A 23,427-nucleotide genomic window follows, 5' to 3' on the forward strand; every position below is an offset into this window, starting at 1 on the left:
TTGGTGCGGGGTGTAGGGTGTGGGTTTGCAGATTCGAGACAGTCCCAACAAAGAAAGGGGTTCCAAGCCCCGACCAATGCTATCTTCCCTACACCCTAACCCCTACCCCCTACACCCTATACTTGACTCAATACACAACAGTCATCAAAAACTAATATACAGCGTATTAATACCCGCAATATTTGCTGCTACTGGGTTTGATACTATTTTTACAAAAAGTTATCTACACAGGTGAAATATTGGGCAAAAACTATTGATTAGGCATCGTTTTATACCGCATTTGTCTGGATAGCATCTTTACGCAGCATTTGCAGCTATTAAGAATAGGCTATCTACCAAAATTGTACTTAAGACTGCTCCACCAAAGGCGTACCAATGTGTTGATTTTGTCCGTAAAGGTAAAATTCCTGCCGTTAATAGCAAGGTAGCTAAAACTACTGCCCAGCCTTGTCCCCACGGTGTTTGGACTTGGATTAAAGCAGTTTGTAAGATTGGTGACACGCTATCAGGTTCTACTAGCATAATTTGCCGCCAATAAGGCATCAAGTCTACTAGATAAAAATACACATCAGTTAAAACAGTACCGAGTAAAGAACCTAAGTAAAACCAGTTACCAACTTTGCCCCAATTCTTGACTAAACACCAACAAGCAAAGGGTAAACCAATAGATTCTACAGGTAAATGCCAAAGAGGTTCCCAACGTAGCCAACCCCAGTAAATCGCTCCGGTTAACCAACTCCAGCTAAAGCCTAAGAGCAAATCTCCCCAGACATAAGTTACCGGACGTGACATTAAGCTAAAACTCAACCACACCCAAAATCCTGTAAGCGCTACACTCAAAACTGGCAGCGATCGCACTAAGGGCGCTTCTATAAATACTGGTACTGTTACCAAGAACACCGCAGCCGCCAACACTAACCAAGTTTGGCGCACAGACGTAGATATAGGTATAGAAGGAGATAAAGCGAGTGTAGATTCTAACTCCCTGATGCTTTTTTGCCCCACTTCAGTTGTGGGTAAATCAGTATTGATCGGTGTAGTAGGACTGGTGTAGGAAGACCAGGTATTATTAATCAACGTTTTTAATATTTGTTACTAAACTTTATTTTACTTAAGATATCACACTTAAAAATCCCCCCCCTAGGCATTTTTATTTTACCTAGATTTTGCCTAGATTGTTTATTGCACACAAATTTGGCACATTATGAGTGCTGGATTGTCTAATTTTTTTGGATTCCTTAATCAGCGGACGCTTTCTTGGGCTATTTTCCTGGAAAGGAACCCAGATAGCTGTTGGTGTAATTGGTTGTCAAAAGAAGCAGGGGAGCAGGGAGCAAGGGGGAGTAAGAAATTACTTTCATGCGGTTCTTAACAACTATTCCTCTTCTCCCCTGCCCCTCTGCCTCTTCGGTAATCACAGCACACGCGATCGCTAACACAGGTAAATTAAATGGCTATATCAAAACGAAAACGTCAATGGTTCATGCTCTTAAGTGCAGTATCTGCCATTTTCGCAGTTACAGTATTTCCGACAAAGGTTTTAAGTACCCAAGCTAACCCAGCTTTAGAGGGGGTACAGCAACCAATGAATATCTTGCAAGCTATTTTTTTAGGCTTTGTGCAGGGAATGACCGAATTCCTCCCCATCAGCAGTTCAGCACATTTAAAAGTTGTGCCTGTAGCATTGGGTTGGGGCGATCCCGGAGTAGCTTTTACCGCAATTATTCAGCTTGGTAGTATTGTTGCCGTGCTGTGGTATTTCTGGGAAGATATGACGCAAATTATTAAAGGAGCAATAAAAGCGATCGCTGCTAAAGATTACCAAAACCTTGACTTGCAGCTATTTTTGGGTATTGCTTTAGGAACAGTGCCAATCCTGGTTTTGGGACTGTTAATTAAAAGATTTATCCCAGACTACGATAATTCACCCTTGAGAAGTTTAACAGCGATCGCCATTGCCTCTATACTCATGTCGCTGTTATTGGGAATAGCTGAAAAATTCGGGAAACGTCAACGTGACTTTGAACATCTCACCATGAAAGATGGGCTATGGATGGGTTTAGCTCAAGCTGTAGCATTAATCCCTGGCGTATCTCGTTCAGGTTCCACCATCACCGGGGGACTATTTATGAGTTTAGAACGAGAAACAGCCGCCAGATTCTCATTTTTGCTAGGAATTCCCGCCATCACCCTGGCTGGATTAATCGAATTAAAAGGTTTTTTAGAAGTAGGCGTAGCTAATGTAGCTATGGCTCCGATGGTTGTCGGCACAATTTCATCTGGGATATTTTCATATATAGCGATCGCTGGCTTAATACAATTCCTCAAAACCCAAAGCACCTGGGTATTTATTTGGTATCGCCTAGCATTTGGTATCGTCATCTTAGGTGCAATCAGCGCCGGATTGTTAAAAAATAGTTAATAGTCATTGGTCATTGGTCATTGGGAAGTTACCCTCTTCTTCCCCCCTGCACCCTGCCCCCCTGCCTCTTCTCCTCATCCTAATCATGTCTACCATCCGTCCTGCTCAAATTACCAAAGTATTACCCGATTCCATAGCCGCAGAAGTTGGCTTTGATGCGGGGGATGCCATAGTTGCTATCAATGGCACACAACCCCGTGATTTAATTGATTATCAATTTCTATGTGCTGATGAAGTTCTCGAACTAGAAGTTTTAGACGCATCGGGAAATACTCATTATGTTGAAATTGAAAAAGATTACGACGAAGACCTGGGGCTAGAATTTGCCACAGCTTTATTTGATGGGTTAATTCAATGCAATAACCGTTGTCCATTTTGCTTTATTGACCAGCAGCCACCCGGTAAGCGTTCTAGCTTGTATTTAAAAGATGATGATTACCGTCTCAGCTTTTTATATGGTTCCTATTTAACCCTTACCAATTTGTCAGAAAGAGAATGGCAACGTATTGAACAAATGCGCCTATCTCCCTTGTTTGTTTCTGTTCATGCAACCGAACCTGAAATCAGAATTAGACTGCTGAAAAATCAGCGTGCAGGACAAATTCTGCAACAAATCAAATGGTTCCAAGACCGCAGATTGCAAATTCACGCCCAAGTAGTGGTTTGTCCTGGTATAAACGATGGTCAACACCTGGAACAAACCCTTAAGGATTTAGCGTCTTTCCATAAAGGTGATGTACCTGCTGTGGCATCAGTCGCAGTCGTTCCCGTGGGCTTGACACGCTTTCGCCCACAATTCGATGAACTTATCCCCGTAACCAAGGAAAAAGCTCAAGAAGTGATTTCCCAAGTGCAAAATATATCCCAGCAATTTCGCCAACAATTCGGTTCCGGTTTTGCTTGGTTAGCTGATGAGTGGTTTTTGATTGCAGGACAAGAATTACCCAGCGAGGCGGAATATGAAGAATATCCGCAAATTGATAATGGTGTGGGTTCCATTCGTTTATTTATTAAGCAATTTGCATCTACAGCCGCAGAATTATTACCGCCAAAGCTTAATCATCCCAAAAAATTAACTTGGGTAGTTGGTAATGCAGTTAAACAAGCATTTAAACCGATTTTGGCACGTTTAAATGCTGTTGAAGGTTTAGAAGTGAATATGCAAGCTTTATCTAGTGATTACTGGGGACAAAATATTAGTGTAACTGGGTTAATTACAGGTCATGATTTACTTTTAAATCTCCCTGGAAAAGATTTAGGTGATGGAATTTTGTTGCCAAAAGTTATGCTAAAAAATGGCGAATTGGTATTTTTGGATGATATGACTGTTGCCGAAGTCGCTGAAAAACTGAATACAGAAATATTTCCCGTTTCTGGGATTGAAGAATTAATAAATGCTTGTATTGCTGAATTAGTGATGGTTTAGCTAGCAAATATCAGTTGTTTTTCGGAGGTCATTGATGGATAGATGGAATAAATAAAGGGAAGAGTGGTAAATAATAAATTTAGGGGTGAGTAGTGAAGAATCAAAATCAATGCGATAAAAAAGTCAAAAAAGCTGGATTCTTCATTTTCACTTTTAAACTTTTAATTTTTAATAGCTTTGGGATCTTACCAGCAACGGCAACCACTGGGGAACCTGTATTAAGTGTGGTACATAGCCAAGAAAATCAGCAGCAATGGGCAGAAATTACCCAGCGTTTGCAAGCAATAAATGTGAAATATTGCGTGATTCCCATCGCTAATGTCAGGAGTGCGGCAGACTGGGGCGATCGCAAGGTGTTATTTTTGCCGAATGTTGAGAAATTAACATCCGTGCAAGCGATCGCTCTCCAAGAATGGATGAGCAAGGGCGGAAACCTGATTGCTAGCGGTCCTGTAGGGAGTTTGTCAGATCCCGGAGTCCGTCAATTAATGCGATCGCTCTTGGGCAGTTATTGGGGTTTCAGTCTCAATCAGACGCACCAGATACAATCTTCAAAAACTCAGAATCATCAATGGGCAAACCAAAAGGAACTTTTTGGTCAAGCACATGGTGGTGTTTTAATTCCTAATAATGTTACCAGTCAAGCTGCTGCTGTGTGGAATTCCCCAGATCATCCCGCCGCAGTGGTAACAACCGAGAGTTCTACCTTCTTCGGCTGGCGTTGGGGAACAAATACAGCCTCAACAGCAGATTTAGATCGCAACTGGTTAAAAGCTGCCCTGACTCGCCATACTTCCAGGTCATCCAATCGCCAGCATAAAATAGCCGGAGGTTCCCCAAACTGCTCAACTTCAGTAGCCGCAGCCCCTTCATCTCCAGCCCCCAGTTCTCATTCCCCAGTTCCAACTCGCCCCACGCCTCAGTCCCCAGTCTCCACTCGCCCCAGTCCTCAGTCCCCAGTCTCCACTCGCCCCAGTTCTCCCGACGAACTCGACCAACTACAACAAGCAATACCCTGGGATGTTTCACCCAACTCCAATGCCCCGATTGATCGGAATCAAGCCATCGCCCTGCAACAAGAGCTAGAAAATTTGATTGGTCGGGTAGAAAGCGCCCATCTAGCAGCATCAGCTTATGCTAGTAGTGTGGGTGACGTAATCACTAATAACCCATCCCTGAAGGGACAGACGCAAGTAGCATCCAGCAGAGCTAGAACTGGAATTCTTCACCAAGAACCAAACACCACACAAGCCAGAGCATTTGTCAAGACATTACCTCAATTAATTGCCCAAAAGAAATACGCCTTAGCTCGCCAACAGTGGCTAGCAACCAAGGCAAATTTATGGAAACAATTTCCTGTCAATAGCAGACTAGCTCAAGCCGAAATTCGGGCTGTATGGTTAGACAGAGGAACGATTGTTCGGGCTGGTAGCGAGAAAGAACTAGCCAAAATTTTTGACCGACTGGCAAAGTCGGGAATTAACACCGTATTTTTTGAAACTGTCAACGCTGGTTATACGATTTATCCCAGCCAAGTTGCACCCCAAGCCAACCCATTAATTCGCGGTTGGGACCCCTTAGCGGCTGGGGTGAAATTAGCCCACGCAAGGGGCATGGAATTACACGCTTGGGTCTGGGTATTTGCGGCTGGGAACCAGATGCACAATCAGCTAATTAATGCCAGTCCTGATTATCCTGGCCCAGTGCTAGCGGCTAATCCTGATTGGGCAAATTACGATCACCAAGGTAAAACAATTCCAGATCGACAAACCAAGCCATTTTACGACCCAGCTAATCCGGAATTGCGGCAATATTTACTCAAGCTGTATGAAGAAATTGTTACCCGCTATCAAGTGGATGGTATACAACTAGACTACATTCGCTATCCTTTCCAAGATCCTCATGCGGGACGAAGTTATGGCTATGGTAAAGCCGCAAGAGCGCAGTTTCAGCAACTGCATGGCGTAGATCCCCTAAATATTTCTCCTAGTAACAGAGATTTGTGGCAACAGTGGACGGCATTTCGGACTGAACAAGTTGATAGTTTTGTGAGCCAAGTCACACAGCAATTACGAAAAAAACGTCCAGATTTGATTTTTTCAGTGGCTGTTTTTCCTTTACCGGAAATAGAACGCATTCAAAAACTGCAACAAAATTGGGAAGTTTGGGCGAGGCGAGGAGATATAGATTTAATTGTGCCAATGACTTATGCTCAAGATACATCTCGTTTCCAACGCCTAGCCCAACCCTGGATAGCTTCCAGAAAATTAGGTTCTACCTTGTTATTGCCAGGTATTCGTTTACTTTCTTTGCCCAATGTGGGAGCATTTGACCAACTGCAATTAATTAGAGATTTACCAGTTAGTGGTTATGCACTTTTTGCGGCGGAGAATTTTAATCATGAGTTAGAAGAAATTTTTAATAATACCCAAGGACAGGTTTCATCCAGAACTAATGAACCTATTCCTCATCGCCAACCTTTTAAAAGTGCTGCTGTCCGTTATACTGCGCTACAAAGAGAATGGCAATTAGTTTTACAAAACGACGAATTACAAATTTCTGCTGCGACAATTGCCGATTTTAATCAGCAGGTAAAAGTTGTACAAGCTGCTTTAAATCAACTGGCAGTTTCTCCTTCTGCTGCTAATTTAATCGCTGCCAGAGCAACGTTAACTCGATTTCAGTCGCGATTTCGGATATGGATGCGCCAACAAGCTACGGTTCATCCCTATCAAGTCAACGCCTGGGAAAATCGGATTGTAACTATAGAAAGGCTATTGCGTTATGGGGAAAGGCGATCGCAAGCAGCACAATGAATTCAAAGACGCGATTAATTAGGGCAAAAACCAATATCCAAGCCACGCCCCAATGCCTAATATTTTGAGTGTTGCTTCATATAAACTTTACCGTAAATTCATATAAATTCTAATTTAGGTATTCTTGTTTATTTTGCCCCAAAATATTAGAAGATTATTAAATATATAATTTTCTTTTTTAATTAACTATTTTTTCATAATAGCTATCATAATCGTCTATGCAAGCTTTACCTCAGCTTCCCTGTCTACAGTGCTTAAAGTCAATTATTGACTTTTATCCAGTCACGGTAGATTCAAAAACTTCAGTGTTAGACGCAATTTTGCTGATGGCAAATCATGACGTTAGTATTTTGGTGATGTCAGTCTCCCAGGTAGTGGGATGGTTGACGCAAAAAGATGTGGTACAGCTTTTAACTTCCGGAGTTGACTTAAAAACAACTGCAATTTCTGAAGTTATGCACGCTCTCACGATTAGCCTCAAACTTGCAGAATTTCAGAATATGGCAACTGTGTTTTTACTGTTGCAGCAGCATCAATTGGATATTTTACCAGTTATAGATGATTATAATCAGCTGATTGGGGCAGTAACTCCTGCAAGTATTTGTCAAGCTTTAGTAAAAGCAGAGACAGAAACTCCAGATGAATATTCACAAACCTCAGCAGAAAGATTGCATTTGCTAGAGTCTGCAATGCTAAATGCTAACGACGCTATTTTGATTACCGAAGCTGATAATTTAGAGGAACCTGATGGACCGAAAATAGTTTATGTCAATGCAGGCTTTACTCAAATGACTGGCTACACTGCGGCTGAAGTGATTGGCAAAACACCACGTATTCTTCAAGGTGAACTGACTTGTCGGACTCAACTCGATAAAATTCGCACTGCACTGCAAGCAGGTTCGTCTATCAGGACGGAACTTATTAATTACCATAAAAATGGTTCTACATACTGGGTGGAAGTGAATCTAGTTCCAATACTGGATAAACAAGGGCAAGTCATTCATTTTGTATCTGTGCAAAGAAATATAAGCGACTGCAAACGCAAGGAAGCAGCGCTGCGATGGAGTGAAGAGCTATTTCGGCAAGTTACAGAAAATATTCCTCAAGTTTTTTTCGTCCTAGACGCTCATAATCACAAACTTTATTATCTCAGCCCAGGTTACGAAAAAATTTGGGGAAGAAGTAGCGACTCAGCACATCTGCAAGCAGATCGCCGATACGGAAATTTACGAGAAAATCTACTTGATTCTATTCATCCATTAGATCGCGATCGCTACACGGATGTTTTAGATAATTTATTATCAGGCAATCATATCACCGTGGAATTTCGGATTGTCCGGCCTAGCGCTGAGGTGCGTTGGATTTCGGCAAAAACTTTTCCTGTAAATAATGAAAAAGGAGAACTTTACCGTTTTGCTGGTATTGCTGAAGATATTACCGAACTTAAACAAGCACAAGTAGCCCTGACTCAGGTAAACCAAGAACTAGAAATGCGTGTGGCCCAAAGAACTATCGCTTTAACTCAACTTAATCAACAGCTAGTCTCTGAAATTGCCGAACGTCATGAGAGCGAAGAACGCTTTCGCTTTTTAGCAGAATCTATTCCCCAACAAGTCTGGATTGCTCAAGCTAACGGCGAACTTGAGTATGTGAACCAACGAGCTATTGATTACTTTGTTTGCAGATCCGAACAACTTCTAGGGGTGGAATGGCAGCAATGGATACATCCTGATGATGTGTCTAATACTTTAGCTGGCTGGCAGCACTCTCTCTCAACTGGACAACCTTATGAAACTGAATTTCGTTGCCTCCGAGGCAGTGATCAAACCTATCGCTGGCATTTAATCCGGGCTTTACCTATGCGTGATCAACAAGGTAAAGTTGTCCAGTGGTTCGGTACGAATACGGATATTGATGATCGCGTATCCACAGAAATGGCTCTGCGACAAACACAACAACAGCTACAAGCAATTTTAGACAACTCTCCGGCGGTGATTTATCTCATTGATACTAATGGTAAAAATCTCCTGGTTAACCGCAAGTATGAACAGTTATTAAACCTCCCTAAAGAGCAAATTGTGGGCAAAAGTGTGTATGAACTTTGGCCTGATCATATTGCACACGAGTTTGCCACGAATAACCGTCAAGTAATTACAGATGGTGTGGCTATAGAAACTGAAGAAATCGTTCCTCAAAACGATGGTTTACACACCTACTTGTCGATCAAATTTCCTTTAAAAGATGCCAATGGCGTTGCTTATGCTGTTGGTGGCATTTCTACTGATATTACACAACGCAAGTTAGCGAAAGAATCATTAATACGTTTTCGCAAAGCCTTAGACAGTACCAGTGATGCTGTAGTTATTGGAGATATGACAGGTGCAGCTATCTATGTGAACCCAGCGTTTGTCGAACAGTATGAATACACCTTGGAGGAATTACAGGCGGCAGGGGGATGTACAGTAATTTTTGAGCATCCAGCAGATTATGACAAGATTTGCGCGACTGTGAGGATTGCTGAGTCTTGGCGTGGTGAAGCGTCATTTCGAGCCTGTAGTGGTCGCCTGATGCAAGTTTACCTGCGGTCTGATGCCATTAAAGATGCCACGGGTAAATTTGTCGGGACAATTTGTATTCATACAGATATTACTCAACGCAAACGGACAGAAGCAGGTTTAAGATTACGTAATCGAGCGATCGCTGCTAGTAGTAATGGCATTATTATTGCTGATGCCAGTCTTCCGAATACTCCTATTATCTATGTTAATCCTGCCTTTGAGCGGATGACTGGCTACTATGCCGCAGAGGTGATTGGCAAAAACTTTTGCTCGTTCCAAAGTGCTGATATTAATCAATCTGGGTTAGCAAAACTATCTGCTGCCATGCAAGCCGGAAGAGACTGCACTGTGACTTTAAGCAACTACCGTAAAGATGGCAGTCTGTTATGGAATGAGTTGAGTATTTCTCCAGTCTATGATTTTACTGGCAAACTCACCCACTATATCACCATCCAAACCAATATAACTGAGCGTAAGCAGGCAGAAACAGCCCTATTGGTGAGTCAACAACGGCTGCAATATCTACTCTCTTCTAGCCCTGCTGTCATCTATACAAGCACGACTACCGGGGATTTAGATAGTACCTTTATCAGTGAAAATGTCACTGCCATGACAGGATATGAAGCATGGGAAATTATCGAAAATTCTGGCTTTTGGATGAATCATATCCATCAAGAAGACTTACCTTATGTTTTTGCTGAAATTTCCCAAGCACTGCATAAAGAACATTACGCTATAGAATATCGCTTTTTACATCAAGATGGGACTTATCGCTGGTTATATGACAAAGGTAAGCTCGTGCGCGATGAAGCGGGAAATCCATTAGAATTTGTCGGTTACTTGGCAGATATTACAGAACATAAGCAATTAGAAGCAGAACTGAAAGTAGCACTAGAGACAGAAAAAGAGCTTCACGAACTCAAATCCCGTTTTGTTTCCATGACTTCCCACGAGTTCCGCACGCCTTTAAGTACCATTCTCTCTTCGTCGGAATTACTAGAACATTACCGCCACAAATGGACAGAGGAAAAACAACTGACTCACTTGCATCGTATTCAAACTGCTGTTAAGCGAATGACAGAAATGTTAAATGATGTGTTGGTTATTGGCAAGGTGGAAGCGGGAAAACTAGACTATAAACCAAAATTATTTGATTTAGTCGAATACTGCCATGATTTGTTATCAGAGGCACAAGTGAATCAACACAATATGTGCGTAGTGCATTTTTCTAGTCAACATCAATCTATGCCATGCTGCATGGATGACAAGTTACTAGGACATATTCTGAATAATTTACTTTCAAATGCGATCAAATATTCGCCCAATCAAAGCATAATCAAATTCAGTCTTGCTTGTCAAAATGAGCAGGCAACATTTGAAATTCAAGATCAAGGAATTGGTATTCCAGAAGATGACCTACCACGCTTGTTTGAATCTTTTCATCGTGCCAGGAATGTCGGCAATATTCTAGGCACTGGCTTAGGATTAGCGATAGTGAAAAACTGTGTAGATTTACACCAAGGTAAAATATCTGTCGCTAGCACCCTGGGAATTGGCACAGTATTTACTGTTACATTACCATTAAATAAACATTTAAACATTGAGGGAACACATGACTAAAATTTTAGTGATTGAAGATGAAGAGTCAGTGCGTGAAAACTTGTTAGATTTACTAGAGTCTGAAAATTTTGAGACTATTACAGCTGCCAATGGCACAATTGGCATCGATTTAGCCATATCGGTGGTTCCTGACTTAATTTTGTGCGATATGATGATGCCGGAAATTGACGGTTACGGAGTGCTAAAAGCATTACGTCAAGAACCTTTAACGGCCACAATTCCGTTTATTTTTTTGACGGCTAAATCTGCTAAATCTGATTTTCGCCAAGGTATGGATATGGGTGCAGATGATTATCTGACTAAACCATTTACTCGCGCTGAACTTTTAGGTGCAATCATCAATCGCTTAGAAAGACAAGCTACTTTAAAAAAGTATTTATCTGTATCCAATCAAACTATCAGTAACACATTGTCTCCCAAAATGCAGTTGCTGGAAATGAACTTATACAGAGTTGTCAAACAGGAAAAATTTGAGGAATTTGAAGTTTATTATCAACCCATTATTAATATGGCTTCTGGAGAAATAATTGCTGCTGAAGGTTTATTACGTTGGCACAGTCCTGAATTGGGTTTTGTTTTTCCGGCAGAATTTATTCCAGTAGCAGAATCTACGGGTTTAATTATCTCTATTGGGCAATGGGTATTAAAAAAAGTATGTCAACAAATTAAAGCCTGGCAAGATATTCGGGGTATCTCCTTACGACTGGCTGTAAATGTATCAGTAATGGAATTTAATCATCCAGATTTTATCAAAAAACTCATTAAATTTCTTTATCTGAATAACTTAGAACCCAAATATTTAGAGCTAGAACTTACTGAAAGCATGATTATGCAAAATGCCAATGTCGCGATCGCGACCATGAACGAATTACAAAATTTGGGGGTAAGAATTGCTATAGATGATTTTGGTACAGGTTATTCTTCTTTAATTTATCTAAAAAATTTACCAATTAATACGCTGAAAATTGATCGTTATTTTATTCACAATGTGGCCAATGACCCGCAAAAGTCTGCCATTACCAGGGCATTAATAGAAATGTCTCACAATCTGAATTTACAGGTAATTGCTGAAGGTATAGAAACAGAATCTGAACTATCTTTTTTACGCCTAAATAACTGTGATGCCGTACAAGGTTTTTTATTCAGTCGTCCCTTACCAGCATCTGAATTGGAAAACTTTTTGTGGAACAATCGACGTTTATATGTATAGTTGAATGCTGGAAAGACATCCGGACATAGCTTTGCTTAGGTTAGAGTTATACCTTGGTGTATTATTTTCACGCTAAAAAAATCAAATATTTGTGGTGTTGAGTCTTGTTCTTCAACCCAATCTACATTTTTTATGCAAATTCTTCACCCTAGCTTCATCTGGTTTAAGCTAAATTACTGATTGATAGTTATAGTTATCTAGTTGAGAAATTTATTTATGGCTCAGAATGAAAATGATAGTCAGTTAGATATCAATGAATCCTCTTCCCATTCAGGTGAAAGATACTGGGGTACTGTCGATGTCATAGAAGAAGGGGAAAGCTATAGAATTAGCCGGGTTGAAATTAAGCCTAGACACGGCATTAAACCACAAATTCATTATCACCGTAATGAACATTGGGTTGTCGTCTCTGGTGTAGCTAAGGTAACTTGTGGAGACGAAGAAAAATTACTGAATCGCAATGAATCAACTTTTGTTCCTGCCGCTACTCTCCATAAGGTAGACAACCCCGGACAGATTCCACTGGTGATTTTAGAAATTCAAAATGGTGAATACTTGGGTGAGGATGACATCGAACGCCCGTATGAACTGAATGTAGTCAAGCCTACGACTGAAAATAAACAAGTTTAAAAGATTCAAAACTAAAAATAGTAGAAGTTCCGCATTGACAAATAACATTAGATATGCGTTCTCAAAAACCATGTCTTCCGTAGGGGTTTAGCAATGCTAAACCCCTACAATGTTGGTCTATTTACAATCAAAATCATCGGGGGTAAAAGTCTGAAACGACTTATTTTAGTGAAATTTATTGTAATTACGAATTACGAATTACGAATTACGAATTACGAATTATCTAAAACCATCCCTCTTGTTCTAGGGTTTCAATTAACTGCAAACCACGAGGATCACCTACGCCTAATAGTGAGGCTTTAGCGTCTTCTCGGACTCCTAAATCTTGATCTTCGGCAAAAGCTTGAATTAAGGCATCGATGGCTGTGGCATAAACTATGTTAGATGGCAATTCTCGGCACAATTGCCCAATTGTCCAAGCAGAGTTACTCCGTACAGCTGCGACGGGATCTTGAACTAAAGCTTCTATTAGGGCTGGGATGGCTCCCACAACGGCTTCATAACCCACTCCTGCCATCTGCGCTAAGGCACTAGCAGACCATAAACGCACGGCGGAAATATCAGTTCTTAAGGCATCTGCTAGAGGTGCTAGACAACGGCGATCGCGACAATTTCCTAATGCCCAAACGACACCTTTACGTACATAGCCGTTCCAGTCTTTGTGCAGTTGAATAATTAACGGTTCTACTGCTTCTCGACTGGGATTGCGTCCAATACCATAAGCCGCACTGACTCGCACTAAGGGACAGGTATCAGTTAGCAGGCGAATTAAATGGGGTGTAGCTCGTTTATCTTCAATATCACAAAAAGCACGAGCGGCTAACATCCGTTGCTGGGGCTGATCATTTTCCAAAAGCGCTAGCATCTCTTCTGGATCGGGTTTTGCCACTTCAGATTCAGCAGTTAGCGGCGCTATTTTATCCAGGGGGCTTTCTAGCTCCACCTCGGCATCAAGTAAGCTTAGGTCTTCTTCGTCATACATATTTCATATAAATGCGCGAGTAGGATTTAATGGAATCCCCCGTGCTAATAAGTCTAAATCTGAGAAATGTCAGCTAAATTATTGTACACCTATTTGATCCGAGATAATGGTAGCCCCGAAGTATGAGGATATTTATCTGTTATTTATATGGGGGTGGAAAAATAGTTGATATATCAACTATCTTATTCATCGTGCAGTGATTTTAACATCCATAGGGATTGGGTTTGATAACCTAGATGATTGTAAAGATTTAAGGCGGCTGAGTTTGATTGCCAAACTTGCAAGCCGATTTGGCGATCGCCTCTTTGAATTGCCCAATTTTCGACATACTGCATTAAAGCTGTACCCACACCCCGCCGCCGATGTTCTGGGACGACGTAGAGCAGAAAAATGTGAGCATGGCGATCGCCTTGGACTTGATCTATGGCATTTCCTACCCAGAGGCCAGCAATGGGAGATTGGGGGAAATTTTCCTCACCCAAAAAATCTACCCACCACAAAGGTGTGTCCTGGGAGAAATACTGCTCTACTGTTCTGGCTAAGTGAGCAAAATCTTGCTGGGGAAATAGTTCCTGGTAAGTTTGCTGCATGAACTTGACTAGTAGCGATCGCTCTAGTGTGGAACCGCGACGAATATAGTAACTCGGTAGCAGTTGCTCAGACAAACTCAGTTTCCATTTCTATGAGAGCAGTGGAGATTGTGTAAGGGCAAATACTTCTGACTCCCCATTTCCCCATTGTCCTATCTCGCCATTTTCTTCAATGGGTGCCGGTGCTGCCATATCAGAGGGTAGAAAAATGCGGGCGCTGACTGCCACAAGGGCTAATGAAAATACCAACACTGCCAGTAATGGGGCAATGTATTGACGAATTATGGTCATAGTTTAATTGAAATCGGCTAGGCTTTTGTCTAAAAATCTAGCTGAAGATTTGTGAAGTTTTCTTAATTTATTTTAGCGACTTTTGGGACTGGTTAACGTTGATCGCGTTCCAAATCATCAATTACTCTTTCGCAATACCAGGTTTCTGGCATTCCCGGATAGTTGAGCTTGGCCTGCTCAATTAAACGCTCGGCTGCGGCAACATCACCTCCTAACTTGGCAATGAGTTTATTTTTGAGATGACTATCGGCTATTTGTTCGGTGATTTGTGTCTCTGCCTGTTCCGGTCTGGTTTCTGGTACTACCTGCGATTGTTCTCGACCTAGCTGCCAAAATAAAACGTAATAAAGTGTACCAAAAATTAGAATTAGGCTGAATGTGCCAAACAGAGTTAGAAGGTTAAACGCTAGAAATCCTAAAACTAACTGTGAGAGAACATAGCCTAGTAACAAGCCGGTGATTAAGAGAATAAATGTACCGACAATAATAACTACTTGGTTCCCCATAAATCCTCGTCTTCTTCCTCTAGTCCTGGTCTGGATATTGCCACTGGTTTAGGGTTCCAAGGGGCAAACAATGGTAACAGCAGTAGTCCTGGGATAGCAGCGACCATACTAATAATGAAAAATAATGGCCAACCTGTGCTTTTTGCTAACGTGCCAGCTGGCGCAACTAGAATATCACGACTTACAGCCATAAAACTGGATAATAAAGCATATTGAGTGGCAGAAAAGCGCTGATTACACATATTCATCAAAAAGGCCACAAAGGCTGCTGTTCCCAAGCCACCACAAAAGTTTTCGATATTGATTGTTAGTACTAAAGCCTGGTAGTTTTGACCTACGTTGGCTAGAACATAATAAGCTAAATTACTGACGGCTTGCAAAGCACCAAATAACCAAAGTGAGCGATTCAGACCAATTTTACTCAAAATCACGCCACCTGAGAGAGTGCCAACGATGGTAGCAATTAACCCCATACCACCTTGAATGGCCCCGATATCGGTTTGAGTGAATCCAGTTTGCAACAGAAAGGGTGTAGACATATTGTTGACAAAGGAATCGCCCAGTTTATACAGGACGATGAACACCAGCATTAAAATGGCTTGGACTACACCCTGACGCTGGAAAAATTCCCCAAAGGGTAAAATTACAGCAGCCTTTAAAGATTCTGGTGGGGTTGTTTCTTTGGGTTCTGGGGCAAATACGGTGGCAATAATCCCAATTACCATGCCCAAGGACATTAATAGGTAGACTGATGGCCAAGGTAAATTATCGGCCAGAATCAATGCCAAAGATCCGGTGAATAAAAGTGCTATCCGATAACCTAAGACAAAAACAGCAGCACCTGCCCCCAATTCTAATTCTTCGAGAACGTCGGTGCGGTAGGCATCAGCAGCAATGTCTTGACTCGCGCTTAAAAAGGCGATCGCTACAGCGTTAATCGCTAATAATTGTAGTGCTTCTGTGGGTTCTTGGAACGCCATGAGAGCGATCGCAATCAATAACCCAATTTGCAGTGTAATTAACCAACCGCGTCGCCTCCCTAAAATTGGGATTGTAAACCTGTCTATTAAAGGCGACCAGATAAATTTCAACGAGTAGGGTATACCCACAAGGCTAAATAAACCAATGGCGGTTAAATCCACCCCTTCGACAGTCATCCAAGCTTGCAGGGTTCTACTGGTTAAGAACAATGGTAAACCGGAGGAAAAACCGATTACTGTCAAAGCCGCCATCTTACGGCTACCGAAAACTGTCAGTAGCGATCGCACTGGTTTCATGTTGTGCAGGTTCCTCTCAATCTTGTGAATTGCAGTTATATTGCCATAGCTGCTGTGTCATTCTACGCAAACATGAGAATTTGCCCAGGTTTTTTCAACTGAGATAATTATCAAAGATGCCGTCACAGCCTCAGTAATTCCTTAATTTTCCTGATTTTGCTCAATTTGATGACCGTTAATTTTTACCCCGTGTGCAGCCAGACATTTTTCCCAACCGGCACGAGTCCCTATTTCGCTTTTCTGCTTGAGTAGTCCTAACTGCTGTTCTTGTTGGGTAAGTTGAGCAAATTCCTCATAGCGGGGGTAGTTAGAAGTGACAAAATTTTCTTTGCGGTGCAGAATTGGCGGATTAGTTCTTTCTGCATAATCACGGTGAGTAATGTATAAAGTTTTTAAGTCAATAGTGATACTAGCTTTTAAAGCTGGATGGGGATCACTGTCAAATTCAGGGTAAAACAAATAGGATATTTGCGGTTTGTCGATATTGTATTTAATTAATGTCGCTCCATCGACACGCCCAATAGTGCGACTAGCACAGCTTTCGTAAATGCGTAATAAGGGGTCTAATGCTGGGAGTGCCGAAACATGAACGTAAAGTGCGCCTCGTGTGTGTTTACCAATTTTACTTTTTTCACAAGCAGTTTTGACAACTTTGGGATCACCTAAACTGAAAAGTTTTTGGTCAGCTACTTGACAGGCTTCTGCATAGCTACCAAAAAAGGCTTTGATATCGTGACGCATTTCTGGGGCTAGTTTTTGCCATGACGGACGTTGATCAAAGTGGCTCAAAGCGAGATATACTTGGATATCTAAAGAACGACGATAGGCGATCGCATCCCATTCTGCTTCATCGGTAGCTTGTAAAACCACATTAAAAGCCCGACGGTAACTACCAAATTCACTCAGTAATTCTGTTTGGTTAGCTAATTCACCTTTAACGGGTAATCTGCCTCGTTTGGCAAAAAAGTCCATCAGTGGTTGCAGTTGTGCTTCGTAGTCTTCAAACCGCTTGCTGGGGATACGAACTCTGGGTGTAGCAGTGCTAGAAAAGAAGCGAATGGCTTTAAAACTTTCTTTAGCAGCATCATCACGGAAAACAAAATACACACCCAAAGCTACAGGTACTGCATCGACATTTAGCACCTCATCGATGTAAGTTTTCAGTTCTTGTTGTTCATAATATTTCTGAAAAGTATTACGACGCGTGACAATACCATCGCTGTAAGCTAGTTGTGCTTTGCTGGGGGCATTAATTAATACTTGAGCCGAGACAATTAACACCTGCTGAGTCAATTCCCAAGCGTGGATGAGACTTTGACGGCGTTCCTCTTGGTCTTCAATGACATTCAGGACATAGCCCAAATTGACCACATCGGCGGAAGTAATGGTGTCATGGGGAAAATAGTACGGGTCCCAGCCAGCGCTAGTGTAGCCTAAATTGCCGACTCGCTGCACATCACCACCGTAGCCGCAGCCATAATCAAAGAATGAGGTTTCCTGATGAAGGATTGCCCATTCTATTGCCAACCGCACGGGGCGAGAGATATCATTACGAGCGATCGCAGCTCGATGACGCTCAATTTCTAAAGATTCAGGCATATCAGTTATCAGTTAACAGTTAACAGTTAACAGTTAATTAATATCCTTTCCATCTTTGAGCACCAGTTGGATTAAATCTTCAATTTTCTTGATATTTGGATCGCCAGCTAAGTAACCAATCCCACGATGCAAGTGCAGGCGAAATTGGCTAGCGAGGCTGTCTTTATCAATGGGGTAACCGTCATTGTGACAGCGTTGCTTGAGGGCGAGGAGGAGGATATCAGACATTTCGCCCCCAAATACCCGCCAAGTCATTTCCACGTTGCTATCTTGGGGAATTGGTACCGGTGAGGGTGCAGTTGGTTCAGCGAGGGAACGACAAAAAGCCCAACGACATAAAATGTTCCATTGGTCAATTTTTGTAGTGCGTCTGAGTTTAAGAAGTTGGTCTTTAGCTGTTTGGGAAAGTTTAATTCTTTCAATTGGAGATTCCATAATAATTCCACAATATTAATTTTTACTTGAGTCATAAACCCAAACAGTAGCGAACCGCAGCTTCAACTTCAAGCATCTTTGAATCAGAAATTTTGCCCGTTGATTTAGCAGCAAAGCGATTTGGATCTAAAGAGCGAATTTGAAAACATAAAAATACAGTTTCTATCAGCAATCCACTGTCACTGGGAGATACTCTAATATTAGTGGGATAATCGCGCTTAATATTTGTGCCTTTCGTCCCTACAACTACAGTCACTACCAAAGGTAATTGGTTAATAGCGTCTACAGATAAAACTAATACAGGTCTTGTCCCTGACTGTTCTCGACCTATAACTGGATTAAGATTAACAAAATAAATTTGCCCTCTCTCGATACTCACGGCTGTGATAAACCATCCATTTCGGTAACAATAAATTCCTGATTAATATTGGATATTTCTGTTTGTATATCTGAATCAATAGCCATCGCAGCTAATTGTTCGTGCATATATTTCATATTTATAAATATATCTGATGTTTGCTGCTTTTCTTTCATTTGTTTCTGGATACGTTCTAAAAGCCATTCTAGTTCTTCTAATGACAAACCACTTAAATCACGTTCGATTTCTCGTAAATTTGATGACATCATAATTAACTAGCGATTTTTACCTGTGAGTGAGATATCTATTATTTTAAACAACATCTACTACCAAAAATATTTATTTTCTATGATTGTAGTTTGGCGGGTGGAAGAGTCGTATTTGAGCAGATATTCACGAGCGATCGCCTCATTATTTCTCAGTGTTTCTACTTCGTATTTACCGATTTCAGTATCCGTAGATAACAGTATTACTTGATGACTAGCAGATGGGAAGTAGCGTTCTACGAGGTTTCCCCGGTGGGATGAGTCTAATCTCCCCAGAGGCGTGTCTATGGCTACAGGTAAGCGGTGTCCAGAGACTCGCGCCAGTCCCCAGAGGAAGGCGATCGCTAAGAGTTGTTTTTCGCCGGCTGACAGTCGATGTTTGGGAACTGGTTTACCATTAAAGTCATACAGTGACAGGCTGAAACTATCGGTATGAATGGCGACACGATGCACTAAATCTGATTTATGCAATAGGTAGCGGAAACATTCTGTAACTTCAACTTCTAGTTTATTCAGTTTGCGGAGAGTCAGTTTCTCTCGGAAAAGTTTGAGTGTATCTTGAACTTTAGCTGTTGCTGTAATAATATGTTCGTTATATTTGCGATCAATATTGGTTTCTGTATATTTTTCCAAGGTTTGTTTAGTAGTCCGAATTTGATTTTCTAATTCGTTTAAATTTTGTTTCGCTATTTCACAAGCTGCTTGCGCTTCTGCAACTTCTTTTTGGGCTGCTTGCAATTCATCTACCAACCTTTGATAATCTTCTGGAGATGCGGCTGTTTGAATTTGTCTTTCTAGGGTAATAACTTCTTCTTCTTGAGTTTGGTGCAGTTCTAACTGCTTCTGCGTAGCATTTTTTGTATGAGGTAAATAATGATGAATAATATTATCTAAATGATGTAGTGTTTCTGTATCAGATAATAGCCAAACTTCTCCTGTGGTATCTTGTTTAATTAGATTATTTTCTTCGTCAATAAAATCTTGAATCTTCTCAACTTGTTGGTCAGCAATAGTTAATTGTTTAATTAAATCAATTAAGCGGTGATCTCGTTCTAATAATAAATCATAAGCGACCTTGGCTTGTTGAGTCCTAAATTCATTTTGTCCTTGGATATAAGTTTCATTTAGCAAAGGTTCAATTAAAGCTAAAGGTAAAATGTCAGCAGCTAATCCGCGCATGGCTTGACGAGTATTTTCTGACTCCGCAAGCATTTGAGATTTTTGTTTTTCTAAATAAGTGCGATCGCCTGCAATTTTACCACCTTCAGAGATGAAATTATCCACAGCTTCTTGCTGCTTCTTTTCCGCCTTTCCTAAATTTTCAGTCAGTTCCTGAAATTGAATTTCAACTTCCTGATATTCCTCTTGTTGTAGCTTAAGTTCTTGTTCAATTTCTTCTAAATTCGCCAAGTCTTGAGTATCAGCAATTTCTTTGCGCTTGCGGTTGAGGATAATTTCTAAATCACCGCCTAAACGTTCAGCTAGTTCTAAACCTAAAAGTCCGCGAATTGCATCAACTACAATCGATGGAGGTATTTCTTGTTCTGCGAGTTCCTTAACTTGTTCACCATCAAATAAAAACAGATTAGAAATTCCTAAAGGTAAGAGATTTTCTATATACTCATCCCAAATATTAACTAAAGCCGTATCCAGCCATTCTTGAGCATCTAAAATTCCTAATTGGTCTTTACCATCTTTAGGGTTTTTTGTCCAACGCCGGACAACTCTATATTTTACTGGTTGGTCATTTTCAATATGTTCAAAAACTAATTCAATGCGAGTATCTTCAATGGGTGAACTGTGACTATTAACGCATTGGTTGAGAAAATCATTATAACTCAAGTTCCCACGAGTAGAACATTGGGCGCGATGACCATATAATGCTAGGCGAAGTGCATCCATCAGGGTAGTTTTTCCGCCCCCATTCATCCCACCTAAGAGGATAATTGGATAAGAATTTTCCTCATCAATTTTTGGGTCCAGGTTGATGACCTGACGACCACAGTAAGGGCCAAAATTTTGTAATACGAGTTCAAGAAATATCATTTATCTTTGAGTTTTTAAGAGACAATACCGGGCGAATAAAAGACCGGGCGAATGAATTCGCGGCTACACAGGCGAAGTCCACCTCCGTGGACTAATGGAAAAGTGAAGTTTTTAACCCGCGCAGGCGGGTTTTGTTTGTGTAGCCGCGATTTCTAATCGCCAGGGCTAGTTTAAGAACAAGTGAAGTTTTTAACCCGCGCAGGCGGGTTTTGTTTGTATAGCCGCGATTTCTAATCGCCAGGGCTAGTTTAAGTAGGGGTAAGTTCCCATAAAGGAATGATAGATTTTTCACTATGATGTATGGCTTGGTTCCTAATATAATTAGCTACATTGTCAATAGCATCATGACTAACTGTAAATGCTCCATAACTACCTTGCCATTTAAAAAAATCATCTGGTTTAACTTCATGAGTAATAAAGTGAGAAGAACTACCTTTAATTTGTTTAATCACTTCAGATACACTAACAGTTGCTGGAAAGCCTGTTAAAGGATGAACATGATCTTCAACACTACCGATGGCAATAACCGTGCATTTTAATCGTTCACATTCTCGAACAATTGCCGCATAAACTAATTTTTGAATATTAGGTGTAATTAGCGGTAATCTATCCCATGTTGCCCAAACATAATGTAAATACAATTGCGTAAAATTTGCTCTCATTTCTCCTTAACCCGCGCAGGCGGGTTTCGTTTGTGTAGCCGCGAATTCCATTCGCCCGGTATTTTATGGTAAATACTCCTTAACTCTTTTTAAACTTTATACTTCCCCAAGTGGGCGGTTTATCGCTTGCGTCGTCACTTTCATCCTTAGCGTCGCCTAAAGTCAACTGCTTGACCTTTTTCACATCCCCTTGGTCAACAGCTGTTTTTAAATCACGTTTCAAATGAGCATTTTTAATCGCTTCCTCTGGAGAATGGGAACTGGTGACAAAACATTTCTCTAAACTGTCATAGATTCCCACCCGACGACCTTTTTTCCTGTACTGGCGTTCTGTGTCTAACAGCTTAGACATAAGTTCTAAGTGCATCGCATCATCGGCACAAATTTCCTCTAGCACTTCCCATTCATCGCTACCCAATAGACTATAGCCAGCACCGGGACGAGGGTCTTTGAATATTTCACCAGTCACTTCTTCATAAATCCGGGGTAAACTATCATCAAATTCATGCTTGTCTTCTAACCAAATACGACGAATTTCGCTAAGTTCCTCCTGAGTCATTAGAGTAATATCGCGCATATTTTCTGGTGCTGTTTTACGGGTTTCTGTTTGCGCTTCTAATACTTTTCTTAACCAATATTCTCGCCAATATTTGGTATAAGGGCCATGAATCGGTTCAACAGAGACTTCACCATCTACATTACGTTCAAAAAGTTGAACTTCGCCCCAGATGCGGCGAAAGTCTCTCTTGTCTCGGTCATCTCTAATATCTAGTTCATTGCGAATATCAAGTAAAGGCTGCATCCATTCTTTCTCTTCATCATTTTGGATCATTGCCTCCATTGATTTATCTTTATTAACGATGGTGCAAACCCAGCATCCAAAACGAGAGCTACCACAACTAGGAGTAGAAGTATCAACAACTAAAGGACATTCATTATCTGCTGTTGCACCTCGATACATAATAAATAAATCTTTGTTGCTATACCCCCAAGGATTTTGCCACTGATTTAGGTAAATCCAGATTTCATCTGTTTGCCAGTCTTCGATAGGCAGATAAATCAGTGAGTTAGGTCTGTTGGGATTAGTATTTATGTGATCGCGTATTCGCGATTCTCGATGTTTAGCCATCGTGGCAGCACGTTTTGTGCTTTCAGCTTTGCGAGTACCCAATACGAGAATTACTTCACCATTAGCTTGAATTACTTCACGAATGAAGCTGTCAGTTGGTTTAATTTTTAATCGGTCAGTACACCAACGCATACGATTACGTGGTGCTGGGTAGCCTTTACCAATTAAGTTAACCCAAAAGGTATCTTTGACTGCGGGATACAACAAATGGGCTTGAATTGGCATATTTTGCTCTTTAGCAGCCACTTTCATCTGTTCTATAGAGTTACGTACCCAAGCTGAAACTACAGGGTTTTCTACTAACGTATCAGTTGTAATTACATGGACTGGCTTTACCCGTTTTGCCTCTGGTAGTGCGCTGAGTGCATTCCAGATCAACTGTAAAGTTGCTGTACTGTCCTTACCACCTGAATAACCAATCACCCAAGGGATCTCATCTAAACAATACAGTTCTTGAATTTCAGTTGTTAGCGTTTGGATATCATCCACTAAATCTGCTACAGTACGCTTTTGCTGACCTTTTTTTTCCGGTTGTTGTGCTGTAGTCATAATCTCTCTATATTTTTAAATATGGGCGTGACTTCATTTTCACCATCCCAGCGAA

General features: G+C 41.1%; 19 protein-coding genes. 6 read left to right on the top strand and 13 right to left on the bottom strand.

Annotated features, from left to right (window positions below; translation table 11 throughout):
* Positions 1–297 precede the first annotated feature (297 nt).
* Positions 298–1,077 (bottom strand): DUF3120 domain-containing protein, encoded by a 780-nt coding sequence (locus ACM0OW_RS01190; RefSeq protein WP_414548211.1) that lies wholly within the window; start codon positions 1,075–1,077, stop codon positions 298–300.
* Between the two features lie 373 nt (positions 1,078–1,450).
* Here ACM0OW_RS01190 and ACM0OW_RS01195 point away from each other — a divergent pair, with 373 nt between their 5' ends.
* From ACM0OW_RS01195 to ACM0OW_RS01220, 6 genes are all read left to right on the top strand, one after another.
* Entirely contained in the window at positions 1,451–2,422 is a 972-nt protein-coding gene (locus ACM0OW_RS01195) for an undecaprenyl-diphosphate phosphatase (RefSeq protein WP_414548212.1), read from the top strand.
* Between the two features lie 85 nt (positions 2,423–2,507).
* Positions 2,508–3,848 carry a TIGR03279 family radical SAM protein gene (locus ACM0OW_RS01200; protein WP_414548213.1) on the top strand — a complete coding sequence of 447 codons (1,341 nt, stop codon included), beginning with the start codon at positions 2,508–2,510 and terminating at the stop codon, positions 3,846–3,848.
* A 92-nt stretch (positions 3,849–3,940) separates the two neighbouring features.
* The gene (locus tag ACM0OW_RS01205; RefSeq protein WP_414548214.1) at positions 3,941–6,664 is read left to right on the top strand and encodes a glycoside hydrolase family 10 protein; all 2,724 of its coding nucleotides are present in this window, start codon (positions 3,941–3,943) and stop codon (positions 6,662–6,664) included.
* Between the two features lie 218 nt (positions 6,665–6,882).
* The gene (locus ACM0OW_RS01210) at positions 6,883–10,842 is read left to right on the top strand and encodes a PAS domain S-box protein (RefSeq protein WP_414548215.1); all 3,960 of its coding nucleotides are present in this window, start codon (positions 6,883–6,885) and stop codon (positions 10,840–10,842) included.
* Positions 10,835–12,052, top strand: a complete 1,218-nt coding sequence (locus ACM0OW_RS01215; RefSeq protein WP_414548216.1) for an EAL domain-containing protein — start codon at positions 10,835–10,837, stop codon at positions 12,050–12,052. Before ACM0OW_RS01210 ends, ACM0OW_RS01215 begins: the two co-directional genes overlap by 8 nt.
* Positions 12,053–12,268: 216 nt before the next feature.
* The gene (locus tag ACM0OW_RS01220) at positions 12,269–12,682 is read left to right on the top strand and encodes a phosphomannose isomerase type II C-terminal cupin domain (protein WP_414548217.1); all 414 of its coding nucleotides are present in this window, start codon (positions 12,269–12,271) and stop codon (positions 12,680–12,682) included.
* A 223-nt stretch (positions 12,683–12,905) separates the two neighbouring features.
* On the opposite strand, the gene ACM0OW_RS01225 is transcribed toward ACM0OW_RS01220, so the two are convergent.
* From ACM0OW_RS01225 to dndC, 12 genes are all read right to left on the bottom strand, one after another.
* A complete protein-coding gene (locus tag ACM0OW_RS01225) occupies positions 12,906–13,664 on the bottom strand; it encodes a HEAT repeat domain-containing protein (RefSeq protein WP_414548218.1) in 759 nt (252 codons plus the stop codon).
* Between the two features lie 182 nt (positions 13,665–13,846).
* Positions 13,847–14,254: a GNAT family N-acetyltransferase gene (locus ACM0OW_RS01230; protein ID WP_414548425.1), complete on the bottom strand. Its 408-nt coding sequence runs from the start codon at positions 14,252–14,254 to the stop codon at positions 13,847–13,849.
* A 90-nt stretch (positions 14,255–14,344) separates the two neighbouring features.
* A complete protein-coding gene (locus tag ACM0OW_RS01235) occupies positions 14,345–14,545 on the bottom strand; it encodes a hypothetical protein (protein WP_414548219.1) in 201 nt (66 codons plus the stop codon).
* A 92-nt stretch (positions 14,546–14,637) separates the two neighbouring features.
* Positions 14,638–15,051: an ABC transporter permease gene (locus ACM0OW_RS01240; RefSeq protein ID WP_414548220.1), complete on the bottom strand. Its 414-nt coding sequence runs from the start codon at positions 15,049–15,051 to the stop codon at positions 14,638–14,640.
* Entirely contained in the window at positions 15,036–16,328 is a 1,293-nt protein-coding gene (locus ACM0OW_RS01245; protein WP_414548221.1) for an AmpG family muropeptide MFS transporter, read from the bottom strand. Before ACM0OW_RS01245 ends, ACM0OW_RS01240 begins: the two co-directional genes overlap by 16 nt.
* 141 nt (positions 16,329–16,469) lie before the next feature.
* Complete coding sequence (locus ACM0OW_RS01250; protein ID WP_414548222.1) at positions 16,470–17,927, bottom strand: DNA phosphorothioation-associated putative methyltransferase; 1,458 nt, start codon at positions 17,925–17,927, stop codon at positions 16,470–16,472.
* A gap of 33 nt (positions 17,928–17,960) precedes the next feature.
* Positions 17,961–18,362 carry a DNA sulfur modification protein DndE gene (gene dndE, locus ACM0OW_RS01255; protein ID WP_414548223.1) on the bottom strand — a complete coding sequence of 134 codons (402 nt, stop codon included), beginning with the start codon at positions 18,360–18,362 and terminating at the stop codon, positions 17,961–17,963.
* A 31-nt stretch (positions 18,363–18,393) separates the two neighbouring features.
* Positions 18,394–18,741, bottom strand: a complete 348-nt coding sequence (locus tag ACM0OW_RS01260) for a type II toxin-antitoxin system PemK/MazF family toxin (RefSeq protein WP_239729996.1) — start codon at positions 18,739–18,741, stop codon at positions 18,394–18,396.
* A complete protein-coding gene (locus ACM0OW_RS01265) occupies positions 18,738–18,989 on the bottom strand; it encodes a hypothetical protein (protein ID WP_414548224.1) in 252 nt (83 codons plus the stop codon). Before ACM0OW_RS01265 ends, ACM0OW_RS01260 begins: the two co-directional genes overlap by 4 nt.
* Before the next feature lie 57 nt (positions 18,990–19,046).
* On the bottom strand, positions 19,047–21,032 hold the full coding sequence (gene dndD / locus ACM0OW_RS01270; RefSeq protein WP_414548225.1) for a DNA sulfur modification protein DndD: 1,986 nt from the start codon (positions 21,030–21,032) through the stop codon (positions 19,047–19,049).
* Positions 21,033–21,280: 248 nt separating this feature from the next.
* Positions 21,281–21,694, bottom strand: coding sequence for an IS200/IS605 family transposase (gene tnpA, locus ACM0OW_RS01275; RefSeq protein ID WP_414548226.1), 414 nt, complete (start codon positions 21,692–21,694; stop codon positions 21,281–21,283).
* A gap of 79 nt (positions 21,695–21,773) precedes the next feature.
* Complete coding sequence (gene dndC, locus ACM0OW_RS01280) at positions 21,774–23,372, bottom strand: DNA phosphorothioation system sulfurtransferase DndC (protein ID WP_414548227.1); 1,599 nt, start codon at positions 23,370–23,372, stop codon at positions 21,774–21,776.
* Positions 23,373–23,427: the final 55 nt, after the last annotated feature.

The organism is Anabaena sp. CCY 0017, from assembly GCF_963920885.1.
Taxonomy (GTDB): Bacteria; Cyanobacteriota; Cyanobacteriia; order Cyanobacteriales; family Nostocaceae; genus Nodularia.